Annotated in this window: 15 protein-coding genes and 1 tRNA gene; 4 read left to right on the top strand and 12 right to left on the bottom strand. The window is 64.2% G+C overall.

All coding sequences use genetic code 11. The features are described from left to right. The first annotated feature begins 58 nt into the window (after positions 1-58). Positions 59-3643 carry a transcription-repair coupling factor gene (gene mfd, locus AC13FW_RS15030; RefSeq protein WP_482989610.1) on the top strand — a complete coding sequence of 1195 codons (3585 nt, stop codon included), beginning with the start codon at positions 59-61 and terminating at the stop codon, positions 3641-3643. A gap of 97 nt (positions 3644-3740) precedes the next feature. Continuing rightward, complete coding sequence (locus AC13FW_RS15025; RefSeq protein WP_482989609.1) at positions 3741-4361, top strand: HD-GYP domain-containing protein; 621 nt, start codon at positions 3741-3743, stop codon at positions 4359-4361. 9 nt (positions 4362-4370) lie between these two features. Here AC13FW_RS15025 and cls read toward each other — a convergent pair whose 3' ends face one another. The 5 genes from cls to ffh form a co-directional block, all read right to left on the bottom strand. Continuing rightward, positions 4371-5870, bottom strand: coding sequence for a cardiolipin synthase (cls, locus tag AC13FW_RS15020; RefSeq protein ID WP_482989608.1), 1500 nt, complete (start codon positions 5868-5870; stop codon positions 4371-4373). A gap of 124 nt (positions 5871-5994) precedes the next feature. Next, complete coding sequence (locus AC13FW_RS15015) at positions 5995-6789, bottom strand: aminotransferase class IV (RefSeq protein ID WP_482989607.1); 795 nt, start codon at positions 6787-6789, stop codon at positions 5995-5997. Then, positions 6786-7859, bottom strand: coding sequence for an NAD(P)H-dependent flavin oxidoreductase (locus AC13FW_RS15010; RefSeq protein ID WP_482989606.1), 1074 nt, complete (start codon positions 7857-7859; stop codon positions 6786-6788). The genes AC13FW_RS15015 and AC13FW_RS15010 overlap by 4 nt, the downstream gene beginning before the upstream one ends. A 32-nt stretch (positions 7860-7891) precedes the next feature. Then, complete coding sequence (locus AC13FW_RS15005) at positions 7892-8326, bottom strand: hypothetical protein (protein WP_282266650.1); 435 nt, start codon at positions 8324-8326, stop codon at positions 7892-7894. Positions 8327-8364: 38 nt separating this feature from the next. Then, on the bottom strand, positions 8365-9744 hold the full coding sequence (ffh, locus tag AC13FW_RS15000; protein ID WP_282266648.1) for a signal recognition particle protein: 1380 nt from the start codon (positions 9742-9744) through the stop codon (positions 8365-8367). A gap of 110 nt (positions 9745-9854) precedes the next feature. Here ffh and AC13FW_RS14995 point away from each other — a divergent pair, with 110 nt between their 5' ends. Next, on the top strand, positions 9855-10646 hold the full coding sequence (locus AC13FW_RS14995) for a cytochrome C assembly family protein (protein ID WP_282266645.1): 792 nt from the start codon (positions 9855-9857) through the stop codon (positions 10644-10646). Between the two features lie 343 nt (positions 10647-10989). On the opposite strand, the gene radA is transcribed toward AC13FW_RS14995, so the two are convergent. Continuing rightward, entirely contained in the window at positions 10990-12372 is a 1383-nt protein-coding gene (gene radA / locus AC13FW_RS14990) for a DNA repair protein RadA (protein ID WP_482989605.1), read from the bottom strand. 134 nt (positions 12373-12506) lie between these two features. Here radA and AC13FW_RS14985 point away from each other — a divergent pair, with 134 nt between their 5' ends. Next, positions 12507-14567 carry a putative bifunctional diguanylate cyclase/phosphodiesterase gene (locus tag AC13FW_RS14985; protein ID WP_482989604.1) on the top strand — a complete coding sequence of 687 codons (2061 nt, stop codon included), beginning with the start codon at positions 12507-12509 and terminating at the stop codon, positions 14565-14567. A 541-nt stretch (positions 14568-15108) separates the two neighbouring features. On the opposite strand, the gene cyoD is transcribed toward AC13FW_RS14985, so the two are convergent. The 6 genes from cyoD to AC13FW_RS14955 form a co-directional block, all read right to left on the bottom strand. Further along, positions 15109-15447, bottom strand: a complete 339-nt coding sequence (gene cyoD, locus AC13FW_RS14980; protein WP_282271076.1) for a cytochrome o ubiquinol oxidase subunit IV — start codon at positions 15445-15447, stop codon at positions 15109-15111. Continuing rightward, complete coding sequence (gene cyoC / locus AC13FW_RS14975; protein WP_481546146.1) at positions 15447-16085, bottom strand: cytochrome o ubiquinol oxidase subunit III; 639 nt, start codon at positions 16083-16085, stop codon at positions 15447-15449. Before cyoC ends, cyoD begins: the two co-directional genes overlap by 1 nt. Beyond that, positions 16082-18079, bottom strand: coding sequence for a cytochrome o ubiquinol oxidase subunit I (gene cyoB, locus AC13FW_RS14970; RefSeq protein WP_481549555.1), 1998 nt, complete (start codon positions 18077-18079; stop codon positions 16082-16084). Before cyoB ends, cyoC begins: the two co-directional genes overlap by 4 nt. Positions 18080-18081: 2 nt before the next feature. Further along, a complete protein-coding gene (gene cyoA, locus AC13FW_RS14965) occupies positions 18082-19185 on the bottom strand; it encodes a ubiquinol oxidase subunit II (RefSeq protein WP_296248240.1) in 1104 nt (367 codons plus the stop codon). 592 nt (positions 19186-19777) lie between these two features. Beyond that, positions 19778-19853, bottom strand: a tRNA-Thr gene (locus AC13FW_RS14960). Positions 19854-20028: 175 nt separating this feature from the next. Further along, entirely contained in the window at positions 20029-20922 is an 894-nt protein-coding gene (locus AC13FW_RS14955; RefSeq protein ID WP_482989603.1) for a catalase, read from the bottom strand. Positions 20923-20936 lie beyond the last annotated feature (14 nt).

Genomic DNA, 20936 nt, shown 5'->3' with positions numbered 1-20936 from the left:
GCAACCCGGATCAGGCCCAAACGGGCGACCGGGACGCATCTGGTAAAATTCGCGGCTCATGTCGCCTATTACCTACCCCATTCCGCCGCTGCCCCGTTCGGGCCAGCTCCGCGCCTGGTGGCGCGCTCCGGCTTCCTGCAGTGCGCTGGCCTGGCATGTCGCCTGCGCCGCGCAGGCGCACGCCAAACCGCTGCTGCTGATCACCCGCGACAACCACAGCGCGCATCAGCTGGTCGCTGACCTGCAGACCCTGTTGGGTGCGAACAGCCCGTTGCCGGTGGTGCCGTTCCCGGATTGGGAAACCCTGCCCTACGACCAGTTCAGCCCGCACCCGGACATCATTTCGCAGCGTCTGGCCGCATTGCACCGCCTGCCGACGCTGAAGCAAGGCATCGTCGTGGTGCCGGTGCAGACCCTGCTGCAGCGGCTGGCGCCGCTGAGCTACATCGTTGGCGGCAGCTTCGACCTGAAGGTCGGCCAGCGCCTGGACATGGACGCGGAGAAGCGCCGGCTGGAAAGCGCCGGTTACCGCAATGTCGTGCAGGTGATGGACCCGGGTGATTTCGCCGTGCGCGGCGGTCTGCTCGATGTCTATCCAATGGGCGCCGACGCGCCGCTGCGCATCGAGCTGCTGGACGAGGACATCGATTCCATCCGCGAGTTCGACCCGGAATCGCAGCGTTCGCTGGACAAGGTGACGGCAGTGAAGATGCTGCCCGGCCGCGAAGTGCCGATGGATGAGGCCAGCCTCAACAAGGTGCTGGCATCGCTGCGCGAACGCTTCGACGTGGATACCCGACGCAGTCCGCTGTACCAGGACCTGAAGGCAGGTCTGGCACCTTCGGGCATCGAATACATGCTGCCGCTGTTCTTCAACCAGACCGCGACCCTGTTCGACTACCTGCCGGACGGTTTCATGACCGTGCTCGGCAGCGGCGTCAGCGAAGCCTCCGACGCGTTCTGGCTGCAGACCAACAGCCGTTACGAGCAGCGTCGCCACGATATCGAACGGCCGCTGCTGCCGCCGGACGAGATCTACCAGTCACCGGACAAGCTACGCGAGCAGTTCAACAAACTGCCGCGCGTGGAAGTCTGCGCGGCCGATCATCCACGCGCCGCCGAGGCGCAGCCGCTGGGTGACCAGCCGCTGCCGCCGTTGCCGGTCGCAGCCAAGGATGCGCCGGCGGGACAGGCACTGAAGTCTTTCATCGAGCACTACCCGGGCCGGGTGCTGATCGCGGCGGATTCGCCGGGACGGCGTGAGGCTTTGTTGGAGGTGTTGCAGGCTGCTGAATTGCGGCCTGAGGTTGTTGCGAGCTTCAACGACTTTCTTCCTTCCCCCATCGGGGGAAGGTGGCTCGAAGGGTCGGATGGCGAGAAACAAAGCAAGAACAAGAGCGCCCTCACCCCAACCCCTCTCCCGCTGGCGGGAGAGGGGCTTGAGAGCAAAGCGGGGCTCAAGTTCGCCATTACCGTGGCGCCGCTGGATGACGGCTTTGCGCTCAGCGAACCGGCCTTGGCGGTGCTTACCGAGCGCCAGCTGTTCCCCGAGCGCGCCGGCCAGGCGCGGCGTACGCGGCGTGCCGGGCGTGAGCCCGAATCCATCATCCGTGACCTTGGCGAGCTGACCGAAGGCGCGCCCATCGTCCATGAAGATCATGGTGTCGGCCGCTACCGCGGTCTGATCGCTATGGATGTCGGCGGCATGCCCGGCGAATTCCTCGAGATCGAATACGCCAAGGGCGACCGCCTGTACGTGCCGGTCGCACAGTTGCACCTGATCAGCCGCTACTCCGGCGCGTCGCCGGAAACCGCGCCGCTGCATTCGCTCGGTGGCGAACAGTGGGCCAAGGCCAAGCGCAAGGCTGCGGAGAAAGTCCGCGACGTTGCCGCCGAGCTGCTGGAAATCCAGGCCCGTCGTCGCGCCCGCGCCGGCTTGGCACTGGATGTCGACCGTTCGATGTACGAGCCGTTCGCGGCAGGCTTCCCGTTCGAGGAAACCCCCGATCAGCAGGCGGCCATCGAGGCCACCCTGCGTGACCTGCAATCCAGCCAGCCGATGGACCGCGTGGTCTGCGGTGACGTCGGCTTCGGCAAGACCGAGGTCGCCGTACGTGCTGCGTTCGCCGCGGCAAGCGGCGGCAAGCAGGTTGCGGTACTGGTGCCGACCACGCTGCTGGCCGAACAGCACTACCGCAACTTCCGCGACCGCTTCGCCGATTACCCGCTGCGGGTGGAAGTGCTGTCGCGCTTCAAGACCAGCAAGGAGATCAAGGCCGAGCTCGACAAGGTCGCCGAAGGCACCATCGATGTGATCATCGGAACGCACCGCCTGCTGCAGCCGGACGTGAAGTTCAAGGACCTGGGCCTGGTCATCGTCGACGAAGAACAGCGCTTTGGCGTGCGCCAGAAGGAAGCGCTGAAGGCGATGCGCGCCAACGTGCACCTGCTGACCCTGACCGCGACGCCTATCCCGCGTACCTTGAACATGGCCATGGCCGGCCTGCGCGACCTGTCGATCATCGCCACCCCGCCGCCGAACCGCCTGGCGGTGAAGACCTTTGTCACCGCATGGGACAACGCACAGCTGCGCGAAGCCTTCCAGCGCGAATTGTCGCGTGGCGGCCAGCTGTACTTCCTGCACAACGATGTGGAAAGCATGGGACGGATGCAGCGCGAGCTGTCCGAACTGGTGCCCGAAGCACGCATCGGCATGGCCCACGGGCAGATGCCCGAGCGCGAGCTGGAACGGGTGATGCTGGATTTCCAGAAGCAGCGCTTCAATGTGCTGCTGGCCAGTACCATCATCGAGTCGGGCATCGACATCCCCAACGCCAACACCATCATCATCAACCGAGCCGACCGCTTTGGTCTTGCACAGTTGCATCAGCTGCGTGGCCGCGTTGGCCGCTCGCATCACCGTGCGTATGCCTACCTGCTGGTGCCGGACAAGCGTTCGATCACGCCAGACGCGCAGAAACGCCTGGATGCCATCGCCTCGATGGACGAGCTGGGCGCCGGCTTCACCCTGGCCACCCACGATCTTGAAATCCGTGGTGCCGGTGAATTGCTCGGCGAAGACCAGAGCGGGCAGATGGCCGAGATCGGCTTCAGCCTGTACACCGAACTGCTGGAACGCGCGGTCCGCTCGATCAAGTCCGGCAAGCTGCCTGACCTGGATGCCGGTGAAGAAGCACGCGGCGCCGAGGTCGAGCTGCATGTACCGGCCTTGATTCCGGAAGACTACCTGCCAGATGTGCATACCCGCCTGACCTTGTACAAGCGCATCAGCTCGGCGCGCGACAACGAGCGTCTGCGCGAACTGCAGGTGGAAATGATCGATCGCTTCGGCCTGCTGCCGGATCCGGTCAAGCATCTGTTCGCCATCGCCGAACTCAAGCTGCAGGCCAACGAACTGGGCATCCGCAAACTGGAGCTGGGCGAAAACGGTGGCCGCATCGTCTTCGACAGCAAGCCCAACATCGATCCGATGGTGGTGATCCAGCTGATCCAGAAGCAACCCAAGCTCTACCAGATGGACGGCCCGGACAAGCTGCGCATCAAGCATCCTCTGCCGGAAAGCGCCGACCGCTTCAACGCCGCACGCGCGTTGTTGACCACGTTGCATCCCGGCCGCGCCTGAAAAAGCCAGCTGTCAACATTGCGTGAAGATGAAAGGGCGTCGAAAATGACGCCCCCTCTCTTACCCTCGCAGCCGCCCCCCACGCGGCTCCGTCATCATGTTGACCATCACCACGCCCGTGGGCCTGTCGCATCCACCGGATGACAGCTCCTGCGCCATCGATGTACTGGCTGCCGCGCTGGACCAGCGCGACAGCTATACCGACCACCACTGCGATCGCGTCTCGCAACTTGCCCAGGCCATGGGCCGCCGCTGCGATCTGTCCGAAGAGCGTATCGGCCATCTCGTGCTGGCCGCGCGCTTCCATGATGTCGGCAAGATCGGCATCCGTGATGACGTCCTGTTGCACCCCGGCAAGCTCGACGAGGACAAGATTTCGGTGATGCGCACCCATCCGGAGCGCGGCGCGCGTCTGTTCGCCAGCACCGGCCGCAGTGACGCCAAAGCCGTTGCCACGCTGATTCGCCATCACCACGAAGCCTGGGATGGCAGCGGCTACCCGCACGGCCTGCAGGGCGAAGACATTCCGTTGGAATCACGCATCCTGACCATCGTCGATGGCTTCGACGCACTAACCTCGCAGCGCCCCTACCGTGGCCCGATGCCGATACAGCGGGCCATCGAGATCCTGGCCAACGACCGCGGGCGTTTGATCGACCGGCGCCTGTTCGGCGAGTTCATGGGCCTGCTGCGCGGTGATGGTGCACCCGCCGCCTGAGCCATCGCTTCACAACACCGGCGACATCATCGCCACGGCGTTCTGCAGCAGGCGGATGGGCAGCGGCCACGCCATCACCTGTGACAACCGCACCGGCTCGGATACCGACAGATAGCCCTCCTGTCGCCGCACGATGCTGGCGGTGACCGCACTGTCGGCGATCAGCAGGTTGTTCTCGAAGTTCAATTCAAGACTGCGGCGGTCCATGTTGGCCGAGCCGACCAGGGCAATCTCGCCGTCGATGGTCAGCGACTTTGCATGCAGCAGGCCCAGCGGGTATTCATAGACCTCCACGCCACACTGCAGCAGATCGGCATAGGTGCTACGGCTGCTTTGCCCAACCAGCCAGGAGTCATTGTGCCTGGGCAGGATCAGCCGCGTGCGTACGCCGCGGCGCGGCGCCGCGCAGATCGCACGCAGCAGCGCTTCGTCCGGCACGAAATATGGCGTACTGATCACCAGTTCGCGCTGCGCCGCATAGACACAGGCGGCAAACATATCGGCCATCACGTTGTGACGGGTAACCGGACCGGTTTCAAACGCCAGCGCCATGCACCCATCGGCAAAGGGCTGCGCCACGTCGGCCGCGTATCCGTCCAGACCCTGCTCACCGCTTTCCGGAATCCAACCGCTCAGGAACAAGCGCTGCGTCTGCGCCACCACCGGACCTTCGCAGCGCAGCAGCAGGTCAATCCACGGTGCAAAACGCGGCTTGACGCGGAATTCCGGATCCGCGCAATTCTGGCTACCGCAGTAGGCAATGCGGTTGTCGATGACCACGATCTTGCGGTGATCACGCAGGTCCATGCGACTGAAGGCCATGTGCTGCAGACGATTGAGATCGTCCAGGGTCCGTAGCAGCTTGACCCCGGCTTGCGTCAGCTGCGCCCAACGCGGGCCGCCGATGAAGCCGCGCGAACCCAGCGCATCCACCATCACCCTGCACGCCACGCCACGACCTGCCGCGCCGGCAACCGCGTCAGCAACGCGACCGCCAGCATCGTCATCCAGCCAGATGTAGAAGGCGATGTGCACACTCTGCTGGGCCTGCGCGATATCGCGCACCAGGGCATCGATGGCAGCCCTGCAATCGTCCATGGGCGCTGTCGGATGGCTGCCGGTGGCGCCGAGCAGAACAATGCGGTTGCCGCGTTGAGGCTGGGCGCCGTTGATCGATGTCGCCAAGGCAAACAATGATGACGCTGGCGCAGGCAGCGATGCCAGCGCGACGTCACTGTGGGCCGCCTCATTCAAGTCCGCGAGCATCCGCGCTGTCTGCTGCAGCCGACGCAGGCGCGCCCGGCCAACATTGGTTTCACCGAGCAGTAGATAGGCCAGCATGCCGATGACCGGTGCCAGCATGATCACCAGTACCCAGGCTGCGCGGGATGCAGGTGTCCGGTTGGCGCGGGTAAGCGCCCGCGCTGCGATCACCAGATGCAGCACGAACAGCAACATGCTCATCAGCCAATGCAGCGTCGCATGCGGGTCACTCAGGTCCAGCATCATGCGATCTCCTGACAGCAGCCCGATCGAGTGCAGCCGACGCAACGCGAACGACATGACATGCGCGCGGTGCACAGCTGATCAAGCCAGGCCCACCCGTGGCCCAAACGCACAGCTACTGCCCGTGTTACAACGCCAGCCAAGGTGCCTGCGCCAATGCGGCCTGCAGGTGGGCCAGCAACACGTCGGACTGCTCCAGGTGCTGCTCACCAATGGCTGCCAAGGGCCAGATGCCGGAGGCATTGAATGCCGCCGCGCCACTGAACCGGGACAACGACGGCAAGTGCACCTCGACGTGGGTCTGCGCCTGACCAAGCTGGGTCAAACCTTCCATCAGCAGACGCTCGGTGCAACCACGCAGCGCCGATGCCTGTGGCCAGCACACCTGCGCGCCGTCCCAGAACGCCAGGTTCCAGGTGGTGCCTTCGCTGATGCGGCCTTGCGCATCGACAAACAGGGCGTCATCGAATCCGCGCTGCAAGGCTTGCCTGCGCAGGTGGAACAGCGGGAACGTCCCCACGTGCTTGATATGCGCCAACTCGCGTTGATACGGCAGCGGCAGCACTGAACGTGCGAGCGCTGGAATCGATGCCGGCGCGGCGATGGCGATCAATACATCCACCGGCACCGTACGCAGCGGCTGGCGGAAATCGAACTGACGCGAGAACACCGTGATCCTTACCGATGCATCCGCCGCGTCGAGCTGCTGCAATGCCTGCCGCAGCCATGCCACCAGCTGCGTGCCATCCAGCTCAACACCGAACAGCTCACGCGTGCCCACCTGCAGCCGCTGCAGGTGCAGCGCCCAGCCCTGCACCGCGCCAGCGCGCACCTGCAACGAGGTGAAGTGTCCGTAATTGACCAGCGCCGCGCTCAACGCACCGGCATCGGCCAGATGCCCGTTGCAGAACAGCACCGTCACGGCAGCGCCTGCGCCTGTGCCCACATCGCACGCAGGATCTGCACCGCCGGTGCGCGCCTGGCCATCCATGCCGACTGCCCTGCCCACGCCTGCATCGCATCGAGCTGGTTGGTGGCACTGGCCTGCTTGCGCATGCCGGCGGTCAGTCCGCGCTGCACCGGATAGGGACGAGGTACTGGCGCGTCGGCCGCCTCGGCAGCTCGCACATAGGCGGTATCGAGGGCGCGTCCAAGTCGGCCACTGAAGACCCGCGTCGCACGCGTGGCTTCGGGCTCGGCAACGGCCAACGCCTGCTTCCACGCCGCGGGAATATCGGATTCATCGGCAGCCAGGAATGCCGTGCCCACCTGCACCGCGCTGGCACCCAACATCAGGGCCGCCGCGACACCACGACCATCGGCAATGCCACCAGCGGCGATCACCGGCACGCTCAGGTGATCGACCAGACGCGGCAGCAAGGCGAACAGACCGACCATCTGCCGTTCGGCGAGTGCTGGGTCAAACGCACCACGATGGCCGCCCGCCTCCATGCCCTGCGCAACCACCGCATCGGCACCAGCAGCCTGCGCCTGCAGTGCTTCACTCAAGGTGGTCGCGCAGGCAAACCAGGCAATGCCGGCAGCCTGCAGTCGTGCCACCTGTGCGGCGGAAAATACCCCCATGATGGTTGATGCCACCGCCGGCCGGGCGGCAATCAGCGCATCGAACTGGGCGTCAAAATCGGCAGGACCTGCATCACCGGCTTCCGCCGCGACCTGCGGCCCCCATTGCGCCAGAAACTCGCGTATAGCCGCTTCGGCGGAAGGATCGCGCTGCGGAGCAGCGTCCGGCACCCATAGATTGACCTGCGCCGACCCCTGCGACTGCTGGCCGAACACGTGCATCCATTGTGTGATCTGTTCCGGCGTGGACAACACTGCGCCCATCGCGCCCATGCTGCCGGCATTGGCAAGCGCTGCAGACAGCGGCACCGGGCAGGCGCCGGCCATCGGCGCCAGCAGGATCGGAAGTTCAAGACCGAAGCGCTGGCAGAACGCTTCGGTCCGGGCTGAGATGAGGGCGTTGTGCATGGCGGTGATCATACCGCCGATGCCCGCGCTGCTCAGCGCAGCGAAAGTGCGTAGGAACGCACCAGCTGGCTGTCCATCTCTTCGTTGAAAGTGAAGTTCACATACTGCGCATCATCGGCAGCGAAATCCACGTCCACCCGCGAGCGGCCGATTTCAGCGCCGGACTCGTCCAGTGCGCGCGCAAGGAATGCACCCTTGTACGGCTTGGTTGCCACCACATACACAGACGCATCCTTGGAGCCCATGCCGCGGCTCTTGCCCAAGGTCACGGTCATGCCGTTGCTGACCACTTCCGGCGCGACGTCGAGCTTGAGCGACATGCGCTTGTCGACGCCCTCACCCAGGCCGGCAACGAAATCGGTGGCGGTGCCGCTGATCGCGCTGCCCGCCTTCTGCGACAGCGAGCGGTCCTCGCCACATGCGCCCAGCGCCAGCACCGCCAAAACCAGATACATCCTGTTTTTCATGCACCACTCCCTGTTCAACCGGTTGGAATCAAATGTTATCAACGGAACGGCAGGCCGCCCTTGCCACCCATGGCGCCGAGCATGCCCTTCATGTTGCGCATCATGCCCTTCATGCCGCCACCGGCCAGCTTGCCCATCATCTTTTCCATCTGCATGTACTGCTTCATCAGCTTGTTGACGTCGGCCGGCTGGGTGCCGGAGCCACGCGCGATGCGGGCACGGCGCGAGCCATTGAGCAGGCCCGGGTTGCGGCGCTCCTTCTTGGTCATCGAGCCGATGATGGCGATCATGCGCGGCACTTCCTTGCTCTGGCTGACCTGCGCCTTGAGGTGCTCGGGGATCTGGCCCAGGCCCGGCAACTTGTCCATCAGGCCGCCGATGCCGCCCATGTTCTGCATCTGCTCCAGCTGGTCGCGCATGTCGTTCAGATCGAACTTCTTGCCCTTGGCGACCTTCTCGGCCAGCTTCTGGGCCTTGTCCTTGTCGACCTGCTGCTCGACCTGCTCCACCAGCGACAGCACGTCGCCCATGTCGAGGATGCGGCTGGCCACACGTTCCGGGTGGAACACATCCAGGCCGTCGACCTTTTCACCGGTACCGGTGAACTTGATCGGCTTGCCGGTGATGTAACGCACGCTCAGCGCGGCACCGCCACGGGCGTCACCGTCAGTCTTGGTCAGCACCACGCCGGTCAACGGCAGCGCTTCGCCGAAGGCCTTGGCAGTGTTGGCGGCGTCCTGGCCGGTCATGGCATCGACCACGAACAGGGTTTCGGCCGGGTTGACCGCGGCGTGCAGGGCCTTGATCTCGGCCATCATCGCTTCGTCGATGGCCAGGCGGCCGGCGGTATCGACCAGCAGCACGTCGGCGAACGACTTGCGCGCGTCATCGATGGCGGCGCGGACGATGTCCACCGGCTTCTGGTCGGGCGCGGACGGGAAGAACAGCACGCCGACCTGTTCGGCCAGGGTCTTCAACTGCTCGATGGCGGCCGGACGGTAAACGTCGGCAGACACCACCATCACCTTCTTCTTGCGCTTTTCCTTCAGGTGCTTGGCCAGCTTGCCCACCGTGGTGGTCTTGCCGGCACCCTGCAGGCCCGCCATCAGGATGATGGCTGGCGCAGGCACGTTGAGGTTCAGGTCGGTGGCCTGGGCGCCCATGACGGCGGTCAACTCGTCGCGCACGACCTTGATCAGGGCCTGGCCCGGGGTAAGCGACTTGAGAACCTCCTGGCCAACCGCGCGAACCTTGATCTTCTCGATCAGGGCCTGCACCACCGGCAGGGCCACATCGGCCTCCAGCAGGGCGATGCGCACCTCGCGGGTGGCCTCGCGGATGTTTTCTTCAGTCAGGCGGCCGCGCCCACGCAGGCGCTCGATGGTGCCGGAAAGGCGCTGGGTCAGTGACTCGAACATGCGACGGAACCTGCGGAAATCGTGGAAACAGAGGCAGTCAGTATAACGGCCAGCCGCCGCCACCGCCGGTTCAGATCGCCAGCGACGGGCCTGTATGCGAAACTGCAGCGATGACAATCGTTCTCATCGCCGCCGCACTCTATCTGGTGTCCACCGCCCTGCTGGTACGCGGGCTGGCCGGCGAACGCAGTCCGCCCCCACGCAGCTGGCTGCTGCCGACGATCGCCGCCGTGCTGCTGCACGCCGGTTACCACCTGATGGTGGCGATGAAGACCGCTGGCGGGCCGGACATGCACTTCTTCGCGGCGCTGTCGCTGGTGGGCCTGGGCATGGCGGCATTGACCGCCGTGGTTGGCGCGCGCGGACGCATGTCGGCGCTGGGCGTGGTGGTGTTCCCGATGGCAGCGATCCTGCTGCTGGCCTACCACGGCTACGGCCATGAACCGAGCAAGTTGCTGGGCTGGCGCCTGGCCACCCATGCCTGGCTCGCGCTGCTGGCCTACGCCACGCTGAGCGTGGCCGCGCTGTTGGCGATCATGCTGTGGCTGCAGGAGCGGGCCCTGCGCCGCCGCGACTTCCGCCCGTGGTTGCGCGCCCTGCCGCCGCTGGCCGACCTGGAAACCCTGCTGTTCCGCACGATCACGGTCGGCTTCTGCCTGCTGACCCTGACCCTGCTGACCGGCGTGCTGTTCGTCGACAACCTGCTGGAGCAGAAGCTGGTGCACAAGACCGTGCTCAGCGTGCTGTCGTGGATCGTCTTCGGCACCTTGCTGATCGGCCGCCGCCGCTACGGCTGGCGCGGCAGCAAGGCCGTGCACTGGACCCTGACCGCGATGGCGCTGCTGCTGCTGGCGTTCTTCGGCAGCCGCTTCGTGATCGAGCTGGTGCTGGGCCGCGGTTGAGCCATTTCCTGGCAATGGGCACTGCGTTGCGCCCCGTAGTGCCGAGCCATGCTCGGCAGGGGCATTACTGGCAAACCCAAACTGTAGTGCCGAGCCATGCTCGGCAAGGGCCTGCCCCGCAATACATCAGCCCACCGCCATCTTGTAGGAGCGGCGTAAGCCGCGAAGCTGGCGGCAATGAAATTGCAGGCATCTTTGGATCGGGTCGGTCATCAGCTTCGCGGCTTACGCCGCTCCCACACGCTGGATCGTTGGTAAGGCATCTGCCGAGCATGGCTCGGCACTACGCTGGGCATTGCCGGGAAAGCCTCTGCCGAGCATGGCTCGGCACTACAGTCGTCGCTTATTCCATCGCTGCTTCGAGTGCCTGCGACAGCCGCTCCACCGCAATGACTTCCATGCCCTTCACCGTGCCGGCCTTGGGTGCGTTGGCCTTGGGCACGATCGCGCGCTTGAAGCCATGCGTGGCCGCTTCGCGCAGGCGATCCTCACCGTTCGGCACCGGGCGGATCTCGCCGGACAAACCCACTTCGCCGAAGGCGATGGTCTTCTCCGCCAGCGGCCGGTCCTGCAGCGAGGACAGCACCGCCAACAGCACCGGCAGATCGACGGCGGTTTCCTGCACGCGGATGCCACCGACCACATTCACGAATACGTCCTGGTCGCCGACCAGCACGCCGCCATGACGGTGCAGCACTGCCAGCAACATCGCCAAGCGGTTCTGCTCCAGACCCACCGCCACCCGGCGCGGGTTGGACAGCGGTGAAGAGTCCACCAACGCCTGCACTTCCACCAGCAATGGGCGCGTGCCTTCGCGGGTCACCATCACGCAACTGCCAGGCTGGCGGGTGCTGCCGCCGGACAGGAAGATCGCCGATGGATTGGGTACCTCCTTCAATCCCTTTTCGCCCATCGCGAACACGCCCAGCTCATTGACCGCGCCGAAGCGGTTCTTGAACGCGCGCAGGATGCGGAAGCGGCTGCCGCTTTCACCTTCGAAATACAGTACCGCATCCACCATGTGCTCCAGCACACGCGGGCCGGCAATGCCGCCCTCCTTGGTGACATGGCCAACCAGAAACACTGCCGTACCGGTTTCCTTGGCAAAGCGGACCAGCCGCGCCGCACTCTCGCGCACCTGGCTGACCGAACCCGGCGCGGCCGTCAGCGCCTCGGTCCACAGCGTCTGCACCGAGTCGGCGACGATCAGCTTGGGCCGCGCCTTCACTGCGTGCTGCAGGATGTTCTCGACACCTGTTTCGGAGAGTGCGTTGATGCCCTCCAGCGGCAGGTCCAGGCGCACCGCCCGGCCGGCCACCTGCGACAGCGACTCTTCACCGGTGACGTACAGCACCGGCAAGGTACCGGCCATCTTCGCCACCGCCTGCAGCAGCAAGGTGGACTTGCCAATACCGGGGTCGCCGCCGACCAGCACCACGGCACCCTCCACCAGGCCGCCACCCAGCACCCGGTCGAACTCGCTGATGCCGGTGGAAACCCGCAGATGCTCGGTCTGCTGCACATCCTTCAAGGCGGTGATCTTGGGCGCCTCTACCTTGCCGGCCCAACCGCTGCGGCGTGCCGCCGGCGCCTTTGCCGCCGCGGCGGTCTCGAGCACGATCTCGCTCAGCACGTTCCATACACCGCATTCGGTGCACTGGCCCTGCCATTTGCTGTACTCGGCGCCACATTCGCTGCAGACGTATGCACTGCGGGTCTTGGCCATGGAAATTCCTATTTGCGTCAGCGCCGCAGGATAGCCCACCAAGGTCGCAAGGGCTGCGACAGCTAAAGTCCGCGCCGCCACCGCCGCTATGTAAGCAGGGCTGCGCCCCGCATCAGTGCTTCAGGAACCCCCCAATGATTGGCAGTTACAACCAGAGCCTCGTTGTCGTCTCGTTACTGGTGGCGATACTCGCCTCCTACACCGCGCTGGACATGTCAGCGCGTGTCGCCAGCAGCCAAAGTCGCAGAGCCGCGCGCATCTGGCTGGTGGGCGGCGCTGTGGCCATGGGCCTGGGTATCTGGTCGATGCACTTCATCGGCATGCTGGCCTTCAAGCTGCCGATCCCGGTCGGCTATGACCTCTTCCTCACCACCTGCTCACTGGCGGCGTCCGTTGGCGCATCGATGTACGCGCTGTGGCTGGTGTCACGCCAGCGTCTACCAATCGGCCGCCTGCTGTCCGGCGCGGTACTGATGGGGCTGGGCATCGCAGCCATGCACTACATCGGCATGGCCGCGATGCAGATGCAACCGGGCATCGACTATGACCCGATCTGGTTCACCGCCTCGATCCTTATCGCCATTGGCGCGTCGGCGGCGGCATTGTGGATCGCGCAACGCCTGCGTCATGAACAGCCCCGCCTGATGCCGATGCGCCTACTGGCATCCTTGGTGATGGGCGTCGCCATCGTCGGCATGCATTACACCGGCATGGCCGCCGCCCGCTTCCCCGTCGATGCCATCTGCGGCGCCATCAGCGACGGTGGGCTGGATATACACCTGCTCGCAGGGCTGGTCATCGTCACCACGATTGCTACCTTGTCGGTCGCACTGCTGGCCTCGGTGTTCGACGGGCAGATGCGGTTGCGCACCGGCGTGCTCGCCCATTCCCTGGCCAATGCCAATGAAAAACTGGTACAGGCCGCATTGCACGACCCCCTGACCCAACTGCCCAACCGGGTACTCCTGCAGGACCGCATCGAGCGCGCCATCGAGAAAGCCAACCGGCGCGAGTTTGGCCTGGCCCTGATGTTCTGCGACCTCGACGGCTTCAAGAACGTCAACGATGCCTACGGCCACCAGCTTGGCGACCGCCTGCTGGTGCAATTCAGCAAGAAGGTCAGCGCACTGCTGCGCAGCCAGGACACCTTTGCCCGCCTCGGCGGGGATGAATTCGTCATCGTGATGGCCATTGATTCACCCGATGACGCAGCCCTGATGGCCGAGCAGATCAGCGCCGCCATCAGCGCGCCCTTCCTGATCGACAACGCCGAGCTACTGGTCAGCGCCAGCATCGGCATCGCGCTGTACCCGGAAGACGCCAGCAACGAGCGCGAGTTGATGATGCATGCCGATGCAGCGATGTATCACGTCAAGCACAGCGGCCGGAACGGCCACGCGTTCTTCACCTCGACCATGCAGGCCGGCACCCGCCAGCGCCTGCGCCTGCTGCAGGACCTGCGCCACGCAACCGCGCGCAATGAGCTGGTGCTGCATTACCAGCCCAAGTTCCCGGCCGGCGGCAGCCGCGCCAACGGTGCTGAGGCGCTGCTGCGCTGGAATCACCCGGAGCTAGGCCTGCTGTCGCCCGACGTGTTCATTCCCGTTGCCGAGCGCAGCGGCTTGATCATCCAGATCGGCGAATGGGTGCTGGATGCAGCCTGCGCCCAGCTGCGTGCCTGGCATGACGCAGGCAACACCGATTGGTCGATGGCGGTGAACCTGTCACCGCTGCAGTTCGCCTCGCCGACGCTGGTGGAAACCGTGCGTGGCGCGCTTGAGCGCCATGCGCTAGACCCGCGCCAACTGACCCTGGAGGTGACCGAAAGCACCGCGATGAAGGACGTGGAAGCCAGCCTGCAGATGCTGGAGGCACTGACCGCGATGGGCGTGCGTATCGCCATCGACGATTTCGGTACCGGTTATTCCAGCCTGCTCTACCTCAAGCGCATGCCGGCCACGGAGCTCAAGATCGACCGTGCCTTCGTCCGCGACCTGGAACACAACAGCGAGGATGCAGCCATCGTCTCCTCGATCATCGCACTGGGCCGCACACTGCAGCTGCAGGTGGTCGCCGAAGGCGTGGAAACCGAGGCGCAGCGCAACTTCCTCCGTGAACTGGGTTGTGACGTATTGCAGGGCTACCACCTGGGCCGGCCCATGGCGGCCGCCGATTTCGTAAGCCGCAACAGCTGAAGCCAGCCCGCCGTTTATAGGAGCGGCGCAAGCCGCGAAGCTGGCAACGCCTGAAAAGCCCAAAGGCCAACCCCTCCCCCAGCCCTCCCCTTGGCTTCGCCAAAGGGAGGGAGCAACGGCGTAGTGCCGAGCCATGCTCGGCAGGGGCTTCACCGGCAATGCCATCCAGCTTGTAGGAGCGGCGTAAGCCGCGAAGCTGGCAATGCCTGAAAGGCCCCAAAAGCCAACCCCTCCCCAACCCTCCCCTTGGCTGCGCCAAAGGGAGGGCGCAACGGCGTAGTGCCGAGCCATGCTCGGCAGGGCTTCACCGGCAATGCCATCCGGCTTGTAGGAGCGGCGTAAGCCGCGAAGCTGGGCTGGGCGAAACCAGCCTGCTGTCGGCGATCTGAAGGACCATCTGCTTCGCGGCTTACGCCGCTCCTACAACTGCGGCTGATGCGTTGCCTGGAAGGCTTCTGCCGAGCATGGCTCGGCACTACAAAAAGCAAAAACAAAGGCCGCCTTGCGGCGGCCTTTGCTCAACATCAAGCGATCAAGCCGCTCAGTGCATCATGTGGTGATTCATGTTCCACATGACCCACAGCGTGCCCAGCACGATGATGCCGATCACCACCAGGGTGAACATGCCGGCATTGACGTTCCAGCGGGCAGCCGAGGAACGATCAAGGTGCAGGAAGAACACCAGGTGCACCAGCAGCTGCAGGATGCCTGCAACCACGATCACCGCGCCGGTGGCGAAGCTCGACATGCCACCGCTCATCACCACCCAGAACGGGATGATGGTGAGCACGGCTGCCAGCACGAAGCCGATCAGGTAAGACTTGACGCTGCCGTGGCTCTCGCCAGCGGCACCGTGTGCATGATTGTCATGTGCGGACATTACATCGCTCCCGACAGATAAACGACAGAGAACACGCCAATCCAGACCAGATCCAGGAAGTGCCAGAACAGGCTCAGGCACGCCATGCGGGTCTTGTTGCGCGGGGTCAGGCCATCCTGCTTGAGCTGGACGAACATCACCGCCAACCACAGCAGACCAGCGGTCACGTGCAGACCGTGGGTACCCACCAGGGCGAAGAACGCCGACAGGAAGGCACTCTTGTCCGGGCCGTGGCCGTTGTGGATCAGGTGGTTGAACTCCCAGATTTCCATGCCCATGAAGCCGGCACCCAGCAGCCAGGTGATGGCCAGCCAGAAGAACATCAGGCCCTGCTTGGACTGGTGCATGGCGATCATGCCCAGGCCGAAGGTCAGCGAGGACACCAGCAGCAGCGCGGTTTCCCACGCCACGAACGGCAGCTCGAACAGGTCCTTGGCCGACGGGCCACCATTGGTGCCGCCGGACAGAACCACATACGTCACGAACAGGGTGGCGAAGATGAGCAGATCGCTCATCAGGTACACCCAGAAACCGAAGACGGTGTTCTCGCTGGTGTCGTGATGCTCGTGATGGTCATCGCCATGGTCCGCAGCGTGCGCTGCGGAACCGTGGGTCATCGTGTGGGCGTTCGTGCTCATGCCTTCACCTCGGTCTTCACCAAGCCCTGAGCTTCCAGGTGCTTACGGTGCTCGTTCTCGATACGTTCCACCTCGGCAGCCGGCACCCAGTAATCCACGTCCTTGTCGAAGGTACGGTAGATGAAGGTGGCGATCATGCCGACCAGGCCGATGATGGCCAGCAGCCAGATGTGCCAGACCATCGCAAAACCCAGCACCAGGCTGAACGCGCCGATGACAACACCGGTACCGGTGTTCTTCGGCATGTGGATGTCGCTGTACTTGGCCGGCTTCTGCCAGGCTTCGCCGCGCTGCTTGCGGTGCCAGAATTCGTCCAGCTCCTCACCCTTGGGCAGGGTGGCGAAGTTGTAGAACTGCACCGGGGAAGCGGTTTCCCACTCCAGGGTACGGGCATCCCACGGATCGCCGGTCAGGTCGGCGTTCTTCTTGCGGTCGCGGATGGACACGGCGATCTGGATCACCTGGCACAGGATGCCGAGGGCAATGATCGCGGCGCCGACAGCGGCAACGATGAAGTACGGCTGGTAGTCCATGTTCGGGTAGCTCTGCATACGACGCGTCGCACCCATGAAGCCCAGTGCGTACAGCGGCATGAAGGCCACGTAGAAGCCGATGAACCAGCCCCAGAACGCGCGCTTGCCCCAGGTTTCATTCAAGGTGAAGCCGAACATCTTCGGCCACCAGTAAGTGATACCGGCAAACATGCCGAACACCACGCCGCCGATGATGACGTTGTGGAAGTGGGCAATCAGGAACAGCGAGTTGTGCAGCACGAAGTCGATGGCCGGGATCGCCAACATCACGCCGGTCATGCCGCCGATGGTGAAGGTGACCATGAAACCGATCGTCCACAACACCGGCGAGGTGAAGTGCACGCGGCCGCGGTACATCGTGAACAGCCAGTTGAAGATCTTCACGCCGGTCGGGATCGAGATGATCATCGTCGTGATGCCGAAGAAGGCATTGACGTTGGCACCCGAGCCCATGGTGAAGAAGTGGTGCAACCACACCAGGAACGACAGCACACCGATCGCACAGGTGGCGTAGACCATGCCCTTGTAGCCGAACAGGGTCTTGCGCGAGAACGTGGCGATCACTTCAGAGAACACACCGAATGCCGGCAGCACCAGGATGTAGACCTCCGGGTGGCCCCAGATCCAGATCAGGTTGATGTACAGCATGGCGTTGCCGCCACCATCGTTGGTGAAGAAGTGCGTACCCAGGTAACGGTCCAGGGTCAGCAGCACCAGGGTGATGGTCAGCACCGGGAAGGCAGCAATGATCAGCAGGTTGGTGACCAGGGCGGTCCAGCTGAACACCGGCATGTGCATCAGCTTCATGCCCGGGCTACGCATCTTGAGGATGGTGATGAAGAAGTTGATACCGCTCAGCGTAGTACCCAGACCGGAGACCTGCAGCGCCCAGATGTAGTAATCCATACCTACGCTTGGACTGTATTCCAAGCCTGACAAGGGCGGGAACGCCAGCCAACCGGTCGCGGCGAATTCACCGATCCACAGCGAGATCATCATCAGGCCGCAGCCTGCGACGAACAGCCAGAAGCTCAGCGAGTTCAGGAACGGGAAGGCAACGTCGCGGGCACCAATCTGCAGCGGCACCACCAGGTTCATCAAACCGGTGATCAGCGGCATGGCCACGAAGAAGATCATGATCACGCCGTGGGCGGTGAAGATCTGATCGTAGTGGTGAGGCGGCAGATAGCCTTCGGCACCGCCAGCGGCAACCGCCTGCTGGGCACGCATCATGATCGCGTCGGAGAAGCCGCGCAGCAGCATCACGAACGCCACGATCAGGTACATCGCGCCGATCTTCTTGTGGTCCACCGAGGTGAACCACTCCTTCCACAGATAGCCCCACAGCTTGAACTTGGTGACCGCGGCTACAACAGCCAGGCCGCCCAGCATCGCGCCGATGAGGGTGGTGAGCACGATGGGATCGTGCGGCAGTGAATCAAGAGAGAGTTTTCCAAGCATCGTCATTCTCCCGAGGCGCCATGGCCGGCATGTGCGGCTTCGGCGGGCTCGTTGGCAGTGTGACCGGCGTGGCCGTCAGCCGTGGCGGCAGCAGGCGCAGCGGCGGCAGGAGCCTCGTGGCCCATGGCGGCGTGGTCCATCGCGTCATGGCCCATCGCAGCGTGGTCCATGGCTTCGGGCTGCATCGCCTCGTGGCCGGCACCTTCGTGCGACATCTTCTTGCCATCGTGCTTCATGCCGAAGTGGTGGTTCTCACCGGCATGCTTGGCAATGATGGTGTCGAACAGGCCCTTCTCGGTGCTGCCGTAGTAGGTCACCGGGTGCCAGTCGTGGTTCTGCTCGGTGGTGAGTTCGGCGAATGCCTTCTGGTCCATGACCTTGGCATCGCCGCGCACCTTGGCCAACCAGGCCTGGTATTCCTCGTTGCTCACCGCATGCGCGGTGAAATGCATCTTGCTGAAGCCTGCACCGCTGTAATGCGAGGAGCGGCCTTCATAGCTGCCGGCCTCGTTGGCGATCAGGTGCAGCTTGGTCTCCATGCCGGCCATCGAGTAGATCATGCTGCCCAGATGCGGAATGAAGAACGCATTCATCACCGTATCGGCGGTGATCTTGAAGTTCAGCGGAGCATCAACCGGGAAGGTCAGCTCGTTGACCACGGCGATGTTCTCTTCCGGGTAGACGAACAGCCACTTCCAGTCCAGCGAGATCGCTTCGATCACCACCGGCTTGGTATCGGACTCCAGCGGCTTGTACGGATCCAGCGCGTGCGAAGAACGCCAGGTCAGCACGGCCAGGACCAGGATGATCATGCACGGGATCGACCAGACCACCACTTCGATGGCGGTGGAGTGAGACCAGTTGGGCTCGTAACGGGCCTTGGTGTTGGATGCGCGGTACTTCCACGCGAACACCAGCGTCAGCACGATCACCGGAATGACCACCAGCAGCATCAGCACCGTACAGGTGATCAGCAGCGTGAGTTCGTCCCGGGCGATCTGGCCCTTGGGGTCAAACAGGGCCCAGTCGCAGCCCGTCATCATGACGGCCATAGCGACAATGAGGCCCGGACGCAAAAAGCGTCCAAGAGTTTTCAACGGAATCATCGGTCGATCCAATTGCGAGGGAGAGCCGGACCTGGCAAGCCCATACATGCAAACGCAAACAAGCGCCCGGGGATTGCCCACCGGGGAGACATGTAGGGGGTTGTCAGATTTCAGCCCCGCAATTTTAGGCCTTCACACACCACTTAAGAAAGGGATTGACAATGATTTCGCGCAGCAAAGGCGGGCAATCCTGTGCGACACGTTGTCGCACCTGTGCAGGGCAAGGGGCAGATTCGGCAAAGTGCCGAGCCGTTCGCAATGGCTGCGTCGCCTCGCATTCGCACCAACGCCAGAAGCAGGCACCCGTTGCATTCACGCCTGCCGCGATGAATGGCCGCATGTCTGTGCAGATGTCGCCTCGTTCAGGTTCATGAGTAGCCCACCTGCGACATGATCGGCAGCCCTACGCGTCGTGTGCCGCAAGCCGGGCCAGCAGCCGATGGCTCAAGCGCAGCCGAACACATCACTGCTTGTCACCAATTCATAACCAACAGTGCAGCGAGGCAGGCGACACAAGGATCCCTCGCCATGCAGCTCAACCGCAGCTCACTGCCTCACCCACAGAAAAGGCCCGCACGAGGCGGGCCTGATCTGGTGCCGGAAATAGGAATCGAACCTACGACCTACGCATTACGAATGCGCCGCTCTACCAACTGAGCTATTCCGGCGAAGGCGCGAATTGTAGGCAAAGCGGGTAGCCGCGGTCAATCCGCCCTTTGCACGGAGCCGTCTCAAACCTCGAACGATTGCCACTGCCGTGGCCCTGCGATGTCCGAGAGTGGCCACGACGCGCCAAGCACCAAGGGGAAGGCCACTGCTGGAAGCCCGACGCCACGCCCCCCCTTACCCTCCCAACCGCCGCGCCGCAGCCAACCGATACGCGCGCAACCGCGTATGCAACATCGGGTCGCCGGCAAAGCCTATCCCCGCCGGCAGCAGCGCCGGGTCGAACACGGTTCTGCGCTGGCTGGCCTGCTGCTGCAGCAGCCGCTCCAGCCAGATATGGCCCAGCGCGAACGATGGTGCAGCCGGGTCCCAGCTGCGGGTGATGTCGGCCGGGTCCTCGCCTTCGGGCACCGGGGTGAACAGCAGGGCGAAGACCACGCTGCCTTTGGACAGTTCCCCGCGCAGGCGCTTGTCCAGGTAATCCGGACCGTCCGGCGGTGTGCGGGCGACGTAGGGTTTGGTCGCGCGCACGCTGAGCCGGCCGATGCGCGCGTGCCCGTCCGGGGCGATCAGCCGGTAGGCGTGCAGCATGTGGTAGTCCAAGGCGCTGAAGCTGCTGGTCACTGCCCCTGCGCGCATTTCTTCAAAGTGCGCCACCGCCGGGCAGCCCGCCATCTGTGCGGCCAGCATCGCGGGCGAGCGCTCACGCTGGTTCAACGCGTTCAAAAAGACGAGAAACGCTTCGGGGTCACTGGCCGGGAAGCCTTCAAGCGAATGACCCACCAGCACCATCGCCGCCTTGTTGCCGATCCGCAGCGCCAGACCGCGCGGTTCGCCCGCCGGGCTGCGCTGGTCGATATGTGGATTGGCCCCGGAACTTGAGAAGCGTGCCAACACGCGCAGATCCTCGCCGCCGAATACCGCCGCCATGCAGAACTGTGGTGCCGTTGCAGTGGCGCGGAAGTGCCCTTCCACCAGCAGGCCGCGCGCATGATTCACCCGGCCACCGGCCGCAACTTTCGCCCCGGCCTGCAAGGCAGCAAACAACGCCTGCGACATGTCTGTCGCCATCGCCGTGTCCTCCC

Source organism: Stenotrophomonas sp. 21LCFQ19, assembly GCF_056861425.1.
Note: the sequence above shows the minus strand (reverse complement) of the source record. Positions and strands in the feature narration are given on the sequence as shown.

Bases quoted from the DNA above. Each gene is read 5' to 3' on its own strand.
- mfd (WP_482989610.1), top strand. From the start codon at position 59: ATGTCGCCTATTACCTACCCCATTCCGCCGCTGCCCCGTTCGGGCCAG.
- AC13FW_RS15025 (WP_482989609.1), top strand. From the start codon at position 3,741: ATGTTGACCATCACCACGCCCGTGGGCCTGTCGCATCCACCGGATGAC.
- cls (WP_482989608.1), bottom strand. From the start codon at position 5,870: ATGATGCTGGACCTGAGTGACCCGCATGCGACGCTGCATTGGCTGATG.
- AC13FW_RS15010 (WP_482989606.1), bottom strand. From the start codon at position 7,859: ATGCACAACGCCCTCATCTCAGCCCGGACCGAAGCGTTCTGCCAGCGC.
- AC13FW_RS15005 (WP_282266650.1), bottom strand. From the start codon at position 8,326: ATGAAAAACAGGATGTATCTGGTTTTGGCGGTGCTGGCGCTGGGCGCA.
- ffh (WP_282266648.1), bottom strand. From the start codon at position 9,744: ATGTTCGAGTCACTGACCCAGCGCCTTTCCGGCACCATCGAGCGCCTG.
- AC13FW_RS14995 (WP_282266645.1), top strand. From the start codon at position 9,855: ATGACAATCGTTCTCATCGCCGCCGCACTCTATCTGGTGTCCACCGCC.
- radA (WP_482989605.1), bottom strand. From the start codon at position 12,372: ATGGCCAAGACCCGCAGTGCATACGTCTGCAGCGAATGTGGCGCCGAG.
- AC13FW_RS14985 (WP_482989604.1), top strand. From the start codon at position 12,507: ATGATTGGCAGTTACAACCAGAGCCTCGTTGTCGTCTCGTTACTGGTG.
- cyoD (WP_282271076.1), bottom strand. From the start codon at position 15,447: ATGTCCGCACATGACAATCATGCACACGGTGCCGCTGGCGAGAGCCAC.
- cyoC (WP_481546146.1), bottom strand. From the start codon at position 16,085: ATGAGCACGAACGCCCACACGATGACCCACGGTTCCGCAGCGCACGCT.
- cyoB (WP_481549555.1), bottom strand. From the start codon at position 18,079: ATGCTTGGAAAACTCTCTCTTGATTCACTGCCGCACGATCCCATCGTG.
- cyoA (WP_296248240.1), bottom strand. From the start codon at position 19,185: ATGATTCCGTTGAAAACTCTTGGACGCTTTTTGCGTCCGGGCCTCATT.
- AC13FW_RS14955 (WP_482989603.1), bottom strand. From the start codon at position 20,922: ATGGCGACAGACATGTCGCAGGCGTTGTTTGCTGCCTTGCAGGCCGGG.